Origin of the sequence: Bradyrhizobium sp. (assembly GCF_019242285.1) — a bacterium.
In the GTDB taxonomy this organism is placed as follows: Bacteria; Pseudomonadota; Alphaproteobacteria; order Rhizobiales; family Xanthobacteraceae; genus Bradyrhizobium.
Genome location: NZ_JAFAVV010000308.1, coordinates 1 through 12,687 on the forward strand (window position 1 = coordinate 1; position 12,687 = coordinate 12,687).

The 12,687-nt window shown below is 66.0% G+C and carries 7 protein-coding genes, 1 tRNA gene and 1 pseudogene; 5 read left to right on the forward strand and 4 right to left on the reverse strand.

Annotated features, from left to right (window positions below):
* Positions 1 to 183: 183 nt before the first annotated feature.
* The 3 genes and pseudogenes from JOY90_RS12165 (at position 184) to JOY90_RS12175 (ending at position 3,656) form a co-directional block, all read left to right on the forward strand.
* Positions 184 to 273, forward strand: a tRNA-Ser gene (locus JOY90_RS12165).
* Between the two features lie 14 nt (positions 274 to 287).
* Positions 288 to 1,477 (forward strand): annotated as a pseudogene (locus tag JOY90_RS12170) (CaiB/BaiF CoA transferase family protein).
* A 937-nt stretch (positions 1,478 to 2,414) separates the two neighbouring features.
* Complete coding sequence (locus tag JOY90_RS12175; protein ID WP_291691382.1) at positions 2,415 to 3,656, forward strand: ABC transporter substrate-binding protein; 1,242 nt, start codon at positions 2,415 to 2,417, stop codon at positions 3,654 to 3,656.
* Positions 3,657 to 3,666: 10 nt separating this feature from the next.
* Here JOY90_RS12175 and JOY90_RS12180 read toward each other — a convergent pair whose 3' ends face one another.
* From JOY90_RS12180 to JOY90_RS12195, 4 genes are all read right to left on the reverse strand, one after another.
* A complete protein-coding gene (locus JOY90_RS12180) occupies positions 3,667 to 5,226 on the reverse strand; it encodes a class I adenylate-forming enzyme family protein (RefSeq protein WP_291691383.1) in 1,560 nt (519 codons plus the stop codon).
* A gap of 54 nt (positions 5,227 to 5,280) precedes the next feature.
* Positions 5,281 to 7,623, reverse strand: coding sequence for an acyl-CoA dehydrogenase family protein (locus JOY90_RS12185; protein WP_291691384.1), 2,343 nt, complete (start codon positions 7,621 to 7,623; stop codon positions 5,281 to 5,283).
* A 105-nt stretch (positions 7,624 to 7,728) separates the two neighbouring features.
* Positions 7,729 to 9,168, reverse strand: coding sequence for a 4-hydroxyphenylacetate 3-hydroxylase N-terminal domain-containing protein (locus JOY90_RS12190; RefSeq protein ID WP_291691385.1), 1,440 nt, complete (start codon positions 9,166 to 9,168; stop codon positions 7,729 to 7,731).
* A 54-nt stretch (positions 9,169 to 9,222) separates the two neighbouring features.
* A complete protein-coding gene (locus tag JOY90_RS12195; RefSeq protein WP_291691386.1) occupies positions 9,223 to 9,828 on the reverse strand; it encodes an NADPH-dependent FMN reductase in 606 nt (201 codons plus the stop codon).
* Between the two features lie 180 nt (positions 9,829 to 10,008).
* On the opposite strand from JOY90_RS12195, the gene JOY90_RS12200 reads away from it, so the two are divergent.
* Together JOY90_RS12200 and JOY90_RS12205 are read left to right on the forward strand one after the other, a co-directional pair.
* Positions 10,009 to 10,638 carry a TetR/AcrR family transcriptional regulator gene (locus tag JOY90_RS12200; protein WP_291691387.1) on the forward strand — a complete coding sequence of 210 codons (630 nt, stop codon included), beginning with the start codon at positions 10,009 to 10,011 and terminating at the stop codon, positions 10,636 to 10,638.
* 120 nt (positions 10,639 to 10,758) lie between these two features.
* Positions 10,759 to 12,000: an ABC transporter substrate-binding protein gene (locus JOY90_RS12205; RefSeq protein ID WP_291691388.1), complete on the forward strand. Its 1,242-nt coding sequence runs from the start codon at positions 10,759 to 10,761 to the stop codon at positions 11,998 to 12,000.
* Positions 12,001 to 12,687: the final 687 nt, after the last annotated feature.

Here is a 12,687-nt window from a genome sequence, read left to right on the forward strand (position 1 = left end):
GGCGCTCTCTACCTTGTTGTGAAGCACAAGCGCGCGAAGCAGGCTGACGCGTCGATGGCATCAACGCTGAATAGCCTTGCATCGGGTGTTTTCTCGCCTCGTAAGAGCTTTGGCCCCCGTTTGGGCCCCTGTTCGCGTTGCGTCCGATCGCGGCGTGATGTAAGCGATTGAAATTCTTGATACGGAAGGGTGGCCGAGTGGTTTAAGGCACCGGTCTTGAAAACCGGCGTGCCTGCAAGGGTACCGTGGGTTCGAATCCCACCCCTTCCGCCATTCGGAGCCGGATTATGACCGCCTTGAACGGAATTCGCGTCCTCGATCTCGGCACCTTCATCGCCGGACCGCATTGCGCGACCATCCTCGGCGAGTTCGGCGCCGAGGTGATCAAGGTCGAGCCGCCGAAGACCGGCGATTCGCTGCGCCGGCTCGGCACCGACACCGAATGCGGCGACACGCTGGTGTGGCTCTCGGAAGCCCGCAACAAGAAATGCGTGACGCTCGACCTTTCGAGCGAGCGCGGCCGCGCGCTGCTGCGGCAGCTCGCCGCGAAATGCGACATCATCGTCGAGAATTTCCGCCCCGGCACGCTGGAGAAGTGGGCCTCGGCTACGAGGAATTGAAGAAGCTCAATCGCGGCGCGATCCTGGTGCGCATCTCGGCCTATGGCCAGGATGGGCCGATGCGCGGCCAGCCTGGTTTCGCCCGCATCGCGCATGCCTTTTCCGGCCTGACCTATCTCGCCGGCGCGCCGGACGGGCCGCCGGTCGTCCCCGGCTCGACCTCGCTCGCCGACTACATGTCGGGCATGTATGGCGCGATCGGCGCGCTGGTGGCGCTGCGCGCCCGCGAGACGTCGGGCGAAGGCCAGTGCATCGATCTCGCGCTCTATGAATCGGTGTTCCGCGTGCTCGACGAGATCGCCCCGGCCTATCAGAAGCTCGGCTATGTGCGCGAGCGGATGGGCGCCGACGCGGTCAATGTCTGCCCGCACAGCCACTACGAAACAAGAGACGGCAAGTGGATCGCGATCGCCTGCACCAGCGATGCGATGTTCGCGCGGCTGGCCGACGCCATGGACCAGCCTGAACTGGCCTCCGCCGAACACTATGGCCCGAAGGAACTCCGGATCATCGCGCGCGAGGAAGTGAACCGGATCGTGGCGCGCTGGGTCGCCTCGCTCGATTGCGCGACGGTGCTCGCTCGCTGCGCCGAGGGCGGCGTGCCGGCGAGCCTGATCTACAGCATCGCCGACATTTTCGAAGATCCGCAATACCGCGCCCGCGGCAATATTGCGATGACGGAATCGCGGATTGGTCCCCTCGCCGTCCCCGGCGTGGTGCCGCGCCTGTCGGCGACGCCGGGCGAGATCCGCTTTCTCGGCGAGCCGCTCGGCGCCCAGAACACGGAACTGCTCCGCGACCTGCTCGGCCTGAAGGAAGACGAGATCGCGCGGCTGCGTGATGAGGGCGTGATCTGACGCTGCCGCATCTGATTCGCCTCATCGGGGCGGATCGGATGCGTTTCTGCCCTCGGCGCAGCACCGAAGCGACGGAAATGCCGGCCGAATCGCTCGTGCGGAAAATCAGATTTCTTCAAATCCTTCAAGCCGATCGCGGCCGCCACAGCCGCTGCTCGAAATTTCCTCTTTCATTTTTTCCGAAATTATGCCAATTATACCCCGTCCTGCCGCCACTGAGAGGGGCGCTTCGCGATCGTCACGGACGTCGGCGGTGGGATGCGATGGACGCAACGCTTCAGGCGCAGTCTTTGCGCAAGACGACTGGAGCGGCTGCGGACGGCGAAATCGTGTGGTCCTGGCACCGCGACGCTGGCGCCAAGTTTGCGACGACGCTTTCGCGTCGCGCAGGCGACGGGGGCAAGAAAGCCCGCTCCCCGGGGAGAGCACGTATAAGCGTTAACACCATCGCGCGGGGAATGCCGGCTGTGTCGGCTGAACCTGTGGTGACTGCCGCCTGCGTTCTTGTTGCAGGCGGGCCATGGGTGCGGCCAGCATCCGGCATTCCCTGCGCCCTCTTCGATTTCGAGGGTGGCCTGTTTGCAAGACTCGGACGAATCCCGTCGCGAGAACGTCGACGTGTGTCTTGGATCCGTAGGGTTGGCAAAGCGGCCACATGCACCGACGCTTACCACGCAAAGACAGAAGCGTGCCCACCATTTCAGGGCGTGCTGTCGAAAGAATGGTGGGCATGTCGCTTGCGCTCCTTTGCCCATCCTACAGGTCCTCTTCTCACTTGCGAAACTCTCCCAACACGCGAACGAACCACTCTTGCATACGATGTGGAACCCGGCATAACCTATCTTATCTTACGGAATCGCTTTCCGAAAGAAACGCAAGCGCCGCGAATGGCGCGACAACGAGCCGGTCGGGGATCGGCCACCAGGGAGAAATCACCATGCATGCGCTCAGCCGCCGCAGGCTGCTTCGATCATCCGGCGCCGCCATTCTCGCCGCGCCTTTCGTCTCGCGCATCGGCCGGGCCGCCACCGCGCCGATCCGCATCGGCGTGCTCGGCGACATGTCCGGCCCTTACGCGTCGCTGTCCGGTATTCACTCGATCGCCGCGGCCAGGCTCGCGGTCGAGGATTTCCGGAAGCTCAACGGCAATATCGAGGTCGATATCGTCTCGGCCGACTTCCAGCTCAAGCCGGACGTCGGCCTCAACATCGCCCGGCAATGGTTCGACAATGGCGGCGTCGACTGCATCATCGACGTGCCGATGTCGGCGCTGGCGCTGGGCCTGACCGACCTCTGCAAGCAGAAGAACAAGGTGATCCTGTTCACGGGCACCGCGACCGAGGATCTGACGGGAAAATTCTGCGGCCCCAATCATCTGCACTGGACCTATGACAGCTATTGCATGGCGACCACGGTGGCGCACGCGCTGCTCGGAATGAAGCGCGACCGCTGGTTCTTCATTGCGGCCGACTACGCCATGGGCGCCTCCGTCGTGCGCGACGCCACCGCTGTCGTGACGAAAGCCGGCGGCACCGTCGTCGGCAGCGTGCGGCATCCCTTCCCGGGCACCGGCGACTTCGCGAGCTACCTGCTGCAGGCGCAGGGCTCGGGCGCCAATGTCGTCTGTCTCGCCAATGCGGGCGAGGATCTCACCAACACCGTGAAGCAGGCCAAGGAATTCAACGTCGAGGCCGACGGCACGGTGCTCACCGCCATGCTGATGGACGTGGCCCAGGTGCGCGCGATCGGGCTCGAGCGCGCACAGGGCCTGTATTATTCCAACGCCTTCTACTGGGACCGCGACGACGGCACCCGCGCGTTCACGAAACGCCTGATCGCGCTCAATGACGGCACCTATCCCGGGCAGAACACGGCGGGCGCCTATTCGGCGACGCTGCATTATCTCAAGGCCGTCGCCACGGTCGGCGCCGAGGCCGCGCACAATGACGGCCGCGCGGTGATCGCGCAGATGAAAGCCGTGCCTTACGACGATCCCACCTTCGGCCGCGGCACGGTGCGCGGCGACGGGCGGATGATGAACCCGACCTATTTGTTCCAGGTCAAGAAGCCCGAGGAGTCGCACGCGGAATGGGACTGCTCGAAACTCGCCAGCACCGTGCCGGCCGAGGAGTGCGTCCGGCCGCTGGCGGAGAGTGCCTGCGCCATGGCGAAGGGGTGAAGGTGCGCGCTCAGGCCTGCGCGGTCCAGTACGGCGCGCGCAATTCGCGTTTCAGGACCTTGCCGAGCGTGTTGCGCGGCAAGGCATCGCGGAGTTCGACACGGCTCAGCCGCTGCGCCTTGCCGAGCCGGCCGTTGGCCCATTCACGCAGAGTTTCCGGGTCGGGATGCGTACCCGGCCGCGGCACGACCAGGGCGAGCGGCGTCTCGCCCCACTCGAGGCTGGGGATGCCGATCACCGCGGCCTCGTCGACGTCGGCGTGGCGGTACAGCACCGCTTCGAGGTCGGCGGCGAACACGTTGAAGCCGCCGGAGATGATCATGTCCTTCTTGCGGTCGGAGAGATGGAGGTAGCCCTCGTCGTCGAACCAGCCCATGTCGCCCGAGCGGAAATAGGTCTCGCCGTCCCGGTCGCGCCACAGGATCTCCGCCGATTTCTGCGGCTGGTTGTGGTAGCCCTGCATCATGATCGGCCCGCGGCCGGCGATCTCGCCGGTCTCGCCCTGCGGCAGTTCCTCGCCGCGGTCGTCGATGATCTTGACGACGCAGCCGAATGCCGGCTTGCCGACGGTATCGAGCTTGGCGTCGTCGGCCTTGACGTCGAGCACGCAGATGCCGCCGCCCTCGGTCAGGCCATACATCTCGATGAACGGCCCGGGCCAGCGCCGCGCGATCTCGCGCTTCAGCGCGATCTGCATCGGCGCCGAGGTCGTCATCTTGAACTTGAAGGCGGAAAGATCGAAGCGATCGAATTCCGGATCGGCCAGGATGCGCTGATACTGCACCGGCACCAGGATGGTGTGCGTGGCGCGCTCGGCCGCGGCGAGCTCGAGATAGGAGCGCACGTCGAACTTCGGCATGATGATCACGGCGCCGCCCAGCCCGACGGTCGGCAGCCAGGAGGCGAGCGTGGTGTTGGAATAGAGCGGCGTCGCGACCAAGCTGCGGCAGCCGCGGCCGAAGCCGAGATCGCCGAAGCGGTCGAGCGTCAGGGTCCGCGTGGCGTGGCTGTGGGTGATGCCCTTCGGTACCCCGGTGGTGCCCGAGGAATAGATGATGTTGAAGAGCATGTCGCTCCGGATCGGAATCTCCGGCGCCGCGTCGGTGGCGCCTGCGACGAACGCCTCATAGGCGACGGTCCCCTCCTCCGCGCCGTCGAACGCGATCAGGCTGCCGGGCAGCAGCGCCGCGGAGCGCTCCAGCTTGCGGCCGGTCTCGATCGCATTGGCGGAGACGAACAGCGCCTTCGCGTCCGAATCGGCCAGCATCAGCGCAAGCTGCTCTTCGGAGGCCATCGGCGACAGCGGCACGGCGCAACCGCCGGCCCGCAAGGTGCCGAGGAAGGCCTCCAGATACGCGGCCGAGGGCGAGGCCAGCATCGCCACCCGATCACCGGGTGCCACGCCGAGCCGGATCAGCGCATTGGCGCAGCGGCTCACCCGGCGGTCGAATTCGCGGTAGCTGATCCGCTCACCGCCGAACACGACGGCATCAGCGTCGCCCCGGGTTTGCGCATGACGCGACAGCCGCGTGCTGATGTCGACGAAGGCCGGTTGGCTCACCTCGCCCATGGTCTGTCCTCCCTCTGGTCGCAGGCCTGGTTCGCCGCGTTCTGCATCTTGACTTCAAGCCAGCCCGCTATTGTCCATGTCCTGGGTGTAGCGGGACTGATGGTGCTGCGCGTCGCCATGGAGCATGTCGAGCACCATCAGCCGCTTCAGATAATGTCCGGCGGCGCATTCCTGGGTCATGCCGATGCCGCCATGCAGTTGCACGCATTGCTGGCCGACAAACAGGCCGCTACGCCCGATCGAGGCTTTCGCGGCGGCGACGATCCGGCGCCGTGCTTCCTCCGGCAGCGCAAGCGCGGACGCGGCGCGCGCCAGCATCGAGCGCGCGCGCTCGAGCTCGACATACATGTCGGCGAGCCGATGCTGCAGCGCCTGGAATGCGGCGAGCGGCTGGCCGAACTGCCGCCGCGTCCTCACATAGTCGAGCGTCAGCGACAGCGCCGCCTCCATCGCGCCGACGGCTTCGGCGCAGGCGCCGACGATGGCGTGGTCGATCGCCGCGGCGAGCGCGGGCGCCGCCTTATCGACCGGACCGATCAGGCACCTGCTCTCGACCTCGACGCCATCGAGCCGCAGGTCGACCGCCTGGCGCGCATCGATCGTCCGGTACGGCATGACGGCGAGACCCGGCGCGTTGCGCGGCATCAGGAAGATGCCGATGCCCTTGCGGTCGCGCGCCTGGCCATGCAGCCGCGCCGTCACCAGGAAGGATTGCGCCATGTCGCCGCCCAGCACCAGGCGCTTGGCTCCGCTGAGGCGATAGCCGCCCTCCACCTGCGCCGCCCTGGTCGCGATGTGCTCCCATCGTCCGCGCGCGCCGGCTTCGTCATGGGCGAGCGCAAGCACGGTCTTGGCCTCGGCGATGCCGGCGAGCAGCTCGACGCGCAACGCGTCTGCGGCGGCAAGCTCGACGAGCTTTGGCGCCAGCACGGCGCAGGTGAGATAGGGTTCGACGGCCAGCGCCCGGCCTATTCCACCAAGCACGAGCAGGCTGTCGTCGATCGTTCCGCCAAGGCCGCCGGCCGCTTCGGGGATCGCGGCGCCGAGCCAGCCCATCTCGGCAAAGCTGGCCCAGTTCCTGGCGATCGCCTCCGATCCGGCCGCGAGCAGCTTGCGCCGCGCATCGAAACCATAGCTCTTCTCGACGAAGCGGGTGACGCTGTCGGCCAGCATCCGCCGTTCCTCGGAGAGATCGGGCTGCGGCGTGCCGATGCCCTTGGCGAGCAGCGCCTTGGCGACGATGTTGCGCTGGATTTCGTTCGAGCCGCCATAGATGGTCGCGGCGCGGCGGAACAGGAATTCCGCAGCTACATCGCGCGCATGCTCGGGCGCCGGCGGCGCCGCCTCGTTCGTCTCCTCCCGTCCTTGCGGGAAGTAGGCCGCGCCATGGGAGCCGAGCGCCTCGACCTGGAGCTCGGTCAGCGTCTGCATCAGCGTCGTGCCCTGCAATTTCAGGACCGACGGCAGCAGCGTGTCGTCAGGCTGGCGCCAGGCGCGCTCGACGCCGGATTCCAGCGCGAGCAGATCCACCTCGGCGCGCGCGATACGGCCACGAAACTCGGGTTGCGCCAGGAGCGACGTCTCGCCGTCGCGCTCGGCAGCGGCGATCGCCTTGAGCTGCACGAGATAGCGCTTGTTGCGCGGCGCCTCGGCGGTCGCCGTGCGTTCATTGGCCAGCAGGAATTTTGCGTAATCCCAGCCCTTGCCCTCAAAGCCGATCAGGTTCTCGGCGGGGACGCGGACGTTGTCGAAGAACACCTCGCAGAGACTGAAACCTTCGTCGATCGACTGGATCGGCCGCACCGTTACACCCGGCGACGTCATCGAGATCAACAGGAAGGAGATGCCGAGCTGCGGCTTGCCGCCGGCATCGGTGCGGACCAGGCAGAAGCACATGTCCGCCATCATCGCCTGCGAGGTCCAGATCTTCTGGCCGTTGACGACATAGACGTCGCCTTCGCGCACCGCGCGGGTGCGCAGCGAGGCGAGATCCGAACCGGAGTTCGGCTCGGAGAAACCTTGGCACCAGAATTCGCGGCCCTCGCGGATGGCAGGCAGGAAGCGGCGCTGTTGCGCCTCGGTGCCGAAAGTGTAGAGCACGGGTCCTACCAGCGAGACGCCCTGGATGTTGTGCTCGGGCGCGCCGGCGAGCGCCTGCTCCTCCTCGAAGATCGCACGCTGCCGCTCCGACCAGCCGGGGCCGCCATGCGCGACAGGCCAGCCCGGCACCGACCAGCCCTTGCGGGCCAGGATCGCCTGCCAGGCAAGGATATCGTCGCGCTGCGGATGCACGGCGGTCCGCGTCCGCGCCAGCATCTCCGGCGGCAGCGACGCGGCGAGGAAGGCGCGCACCTCGGCGCGGAACGTCTCATCGGCTACGCGCACGGACTCCTTCAAGGCGGCGCTCCCTCTCCTGCCATTACTATTATCATTATTATCGTTATTATCATTCTTGACGTCCCGTCGAAGCGGCGGCGAGGAATGCGCCGCCGCTCCGTCTTGTTACTCGGCGGCCTGCAGCTTCGCGCCCTTCGCCGTCGTCGCGCCGGCCGCGGCCAGCGCACGGGCCTTGGCCTTCGCGATGTCGTAGGTGCGGTTCATCATCACCCGCTGCGCCGGCAGGCCGCCGCCGGCCTGCAATGCGACCACGAACTGCCAGCCGCCATAGGCGTCCGCGGTGAGGTCGCGGATCAGATTATAGACCCGCATCCGCGTCTCGACATCGACATTCGGCTTGGTGTACAGATATTTTCGGATGTACTTGCCCGACTCCTCGTTGCGCAGGTCCGCTTCCAACGGCAGCGTCAGCACCAGTCCGCCGCCGAGATCGTGCAGATACCGCACCGTCTGATGGTAGTTGGCGGCGTAGTAGTATTTGGTGGTGTTGATGCCGAGCGTGTTGGGGAACACCATGCCCGAGGGCGTCTTCTCGTAGTTGCGGCAGGAATAGTCGAGCCCCATCCGGATCATCTCGGCATAGGTGATCAGCTCGGCGATCGAGGCCTGTGCGATCGGGTCGCTTTCCTTGCCCTGCATCTCGGTGACGAGCTGGCCGAGGCCGACGAACAACTCGCTCAGTCGGGTGGCCTCCACCACGCCGCCGGTCCGCTCCCACAGCCCGAGCGACTGCGCGAGCTTGGAGGCGAGCGGCACCTCGCCGGCCAGGAACACGCGGTCCCACGGCACGAACACGTCGTCGAACACCACGAAACCCTCGGGCATCGAGTGATGCGCGCTCGCAGGATAGTCAAACGGGTTGAGCTCGGCCGGCGCGAAGCTGCGGTTGATGATCTTGACGCCCTTGGCATTGACCGGGATCGAGAACGACACCGCATAGTCCTTCTCGTCCTGCCGCATGCCCTTGGTCGGCATCACCACGAGCTCGTGGATCAGCGACGCCGCGGTGATGTGCAGCTTGGCGCCGCGCACCACGATGCCGTCCGCCCGCCGCTCGACGATGCGCACATAGAGATCCGGATCGTCCTGCTCATGGGCGCGGCGCTTGCGGTCACCCTTGGGATCGGTGATGACCTCGGCGGCGCGCAAATCGTTGTCCCGCGCATATTTGTACATGCGCTCGATATTCCCCGCATATTGCGGGTTGGCTTCCGCGACCAGGTCCTTGACGCTCATCAGCGCCATGAACACGCCGGTCGTCAGCGTCGAGATCGCGCTCTGCCCCATCATCCCGATACGGCTGGCGAGGTCCTTCTCGCCACGCGGAATCTGGTAGATGCGATGCGCGAAGCCGCCGTCCTCGGTCTGGTAGCGGCGCGAATCGCGGTATTCGGGATCGTCGTAGTCGTAGTCCTTCGCGGTCATCGCGATCGGCACCGCGAAGCGCGGGTGCGTCGTGATGTCGTCGATGCGCTCGCCGTCCCAATAGGTGACGCGTCCGTCACGCAGGCTCTCGATATATTGCTGCGGCGTCTTCAGGCCCATGGTGCTCTCCCTGATTTCTCGTTTGTTTTGTCCGGCGCGATCGACGCCGTGACGCTAGACCCGCGCCGCCCGCGCCACGGTACATTCGGCATCTTCGGCAGCGCGCCGCATTCGTGCGAAATCGACGACCTGCCCGACCATGGTCGCAATGGTCTCGGCGAGCGCGGGGTTGAGGCATCGTCCGGCGCCGTCGAAGGCCGGCGTCGTCGAGTTGATGCCGACGCCGAGCGGCGTCGGCCACGCCCGCAACGCATGGATCACCGAACGCACCGCAACCAGCGTCGTACCGATCGCCTGGGCGCCATGGGCGCCGACGATCACGCCGACGGCGCGTCCATCGAGATAGGGACGCTCGTCGTCACGGAGCTCCTCGACATAGTCGAGCGCGTTCTTCAGCATGCCCGACATCGAGCCGTGATAGCCGGGCGAGGACAGGATGACGCCGTCGCAGCGGCGCAAGGCATCGATCAGGCGTAGCGCGCGGACATCGCCATTCGCGCGGGCCGAGCCGTAATGCGGCAGGTCCAGCGCCTCTCCGGCAAAGCATTCGGTCTCGGCCCCGAGCGCGCGGGCCCGTGCAAGGCCGAGCTCGAGCGCCATCTCGGTCGAGGAGTTCTCGCGCGTGGTGCCGCCCATGCCGACGATCAACGGCCGATCCATCCCACTCTCCTCGAACTGCCCGCCGCCGGGGCCGAGCCATGGTTTGACCATAACGTAGCTTATGCTATGGGTGGCCGCAAGGGTGCCGCCGATTCTCTTCGTGCGAAGCGGCGTGCCACGGGTCGCGTGTTCCGGCCCGGATGGCGAACACCCGAGGCCCGAGAGAAGAGCCCGCCCGACATGCCCCGGCCCACGCCGTTGAAGCGACCATCCACCCTCCGGCGCGGCGCGAAGCCCGCGAGCGAACCTGCCCGCCGGCCAAGCGAGAGGCGGCTGACGCGCAAGGACTGGATCCTCACCGGCCAGGACATCCTGCGCGAGCAAGGCATCGCCGGACTGAAGCTGTCGAGCCTGACCGGCAGGCTCGGTGTATCCACCGGCAGCTTCTATCATCACTTCACCGATTTCGAGAATTATCTCGGCTCGGTCGCCGAATATTACAGCGCCGACCGCGTGCAGGGCCTGATCGACCGCGCGACCGCCGGCGATCCGGTGACGCGGATGCAGCAGCTTGCGAAACTGAGCCTGGAGGATCGTACTTTCGAGCTCGATCACGCGATGCGGATATGGGCCACGATGGACGAGCGCGCCGCCGTGACCATGGCGAAGTCCGAGCGGCTGGTGCTGGCATTCCTGGCGCAGGCATTCCAGGATCTCGGCTTTCCGCCGGCGGAGGCCTCGCTGCGTGCGCGCATCCTGCTGTCGGCCAACATCGCGCCGCTCCTGACCGCCGACGGCAGGAGCCGCCGCAATTTCTTCAAGCGCACGCTCGAAATCCTGGCCGGCACCGATGGCGACCTCGCCGACTGACGACCGCAGGCACCCGCCGGCGACAAGCTTGCACTCGGAGAAGTACGTAACATAATCTACGTTATCCTCAATCAAGACCGCCGCAGGCGGCCGACGAAACAAGAACGGGAGAACGCCAGCATGAGTGATCGCACCGCCCCGGCCGCAGGGCCAGCCCTCTCCACTTCCCGGCGCCGATTGTTGCAGGGCGCCACCGGGGGCCTCGCCTCCGCGACGTTCGGCTGGCGCGGCATCGCGCGCGCCGACGAGGACGTGATCCGGATCGGCTGGGTGCGCCCGACTACCGGCAAGCTCGCCAGCTCCTTTGCGCCGCTCTACGCCGGCGGCGACATCGCGCTTGCCGAGATCAACGCGGCCGGCGGCATCCTGGGCAGAAAGCTCGTGATCCAGGAGGAGGACGACGAGGCCTCGCCGGCGAAGGAGCCGGGCGTCATCAAGAAATTGAAGGACGCCGGCATCAACCTCTTGGTCGGACCGACCGGCTCGCCGCAGGTATTGTCGTCGCTCGCCTTCACGACGCCGGAGAAGATCATCCAGTGCGGGGTGGCGAACGGCTCCGAGCTCGGCAATGCCGAGAAGAACCCCTATCACTACATGTGCGTCTACACGACCAGGCAGGAAGGCATGGTCGCCGCCAAATACATGATCGAGCAGCTCAAGCTGAAGAAGATCGGCCTCCTGCACGAGAGCACGGCGTTCGGCGAGGAGGCGGCCGACGCCTCGCGCCAGACCATGAAGGAGCTCGCTGGGATCGAGCCGGTCAGCGTGCAGAGCTACGCGATGAACACGCCCGACCTCAGCGCCTATGTGAAGAACCTGCAGACCGCGGGCTGCGACGGCGTCATCGCCTGGATGGCGAGCAACGTTCACATCGCGATGGCGTTCAATGCCATGGCACGGTTGAAATGGTTTCCGCACATCGTCGGCCACGTCAACCTGTTCAACGATGCGCTGTTCGACCTCGTGCCGCCGGAGACGCTGAAGAACGTCTACGGCGTCTATTATCGCGGCTGGACCTACACCGCCGATCAGCCGGTCAGCGACCGCCACTTTGCGCTCGCCAGGAAGTTTCTGGAGATCCCCACCGCCAAGGGCATCGAGGCCTATATCGCCGGCTGTCCGCACTATGACTTCCTCTATCTGATGAAGGCCGTGATCGAGCAGGAGAAGAGCCTCGACAGCGACAAGCTCAAGCGCGCGCTCGACAACGTCAGCGGCTTCAAGGGCCTGCTTGGAACCTTCAGCTTCTCCTCGACCCGCCATGCGGGTGTTTCGCTCGAGGACATCACGCTCGCCAGTGTCGCCTCGGGGCGCGACCCGCGCTCGGTCAGCGCGCTGCGGGAGCGCGCGCCGGGGGCCTGAGAGTGTTTGATCGTTCCAAACAGCCCCTCGCCTTCTCGCGGCGCGATCGCGCCCGAGTGATGCCGAAGACAGTGTCCCTCGAATGAGAGGGCGCAGGGAAGACCGGGCACCGGCCGGTGCCCATGGCCCCCGTGCGACAGATAACGCACGGGGCAGGAACCACAGGCTCAGCCGAGGATACCCGGCCTTCCCTGCGCAATGGTTTTAACGGCGTATAGCGCGCTCTCCTCGGGGAGCGGGCTTTCTTGCCCCCGTCGCCGGCGGATCATCTCCGCCAACTTAGCGCCAGCGTCGCGGCGCCAGGACCACACGCCTTGGCCGTCCACGGCCGCGCCGCACGTCTGGCGTCGCGTCCATGTCCATCGCAGCCCACCTCCACGTATCGTGACGACGCGTACGTCCCTCTGCATGAGGCGGGATGCGCCAAGATAGACGCATTTCCGAAAAAAAGAAAGAGAAAAATCTGGAAAAGTCCCGCTCGCGACGCATATCGGCTTGAATCGCCACGAAAACATTCTGTTTTCGCGCAGGCAATTTCGCCAGTCTCAATCAAGGCAAAGTAGCGGGACCGACGCTCCACTGCACTGATTCCACCTGCCGAGGCGGCTATTCCCCCAGGGCGCGGATCATGAGCGACGGCTTGTCAGCCAGTATCGGCTTTATGGCAGCCATTCAAAGTCGGCGAGT

Coding starts and splice junctions, on each gene's coding strand:
- JOY90_RS12175 (WP_291691382.1), top strand. CDS start 2,415: ATGCATGCGCTCAGCCGCCGCAGGCTGCTTCGATCATCCGGCGCCGCC.
- JOY90_RS12180 (WP_291691383.1), bottom strand. CDS start 5,226: ATGGGCGAGGTGAGCCAACCGGCCTTCGTCGACATCAGCACGCGGCTG.
- JOY90_RS12190 (WP_291691385.1), bottom strand. CDS start 9,168: ATGGGCCTGAAGACGCCGCAGCAATATATCGAGAGCCTGCGTGACGGA.
- JOY90_RS12195 (WP_291691386.1), bottom strand. CDS start 9,828: ATGGATCGGCCGTTGATCGTCGGCATGGGCGGCACCACGCGCGAGAAC.
- JOY90_RS12200 (WP_291691387.1), top strand. CDS start 10,009: ATGCCCCGGCCCACGCCGTTGAAGCGACCATCCACCCTCCGGCGCGGC.
- JOY90_RS12205 (WP_291691388.1), top strand. CDS start 10,759: ATGAGTGATCGCACCGCCCCGGCCGCAGGGCCAGCCCTCTCCACTTCC.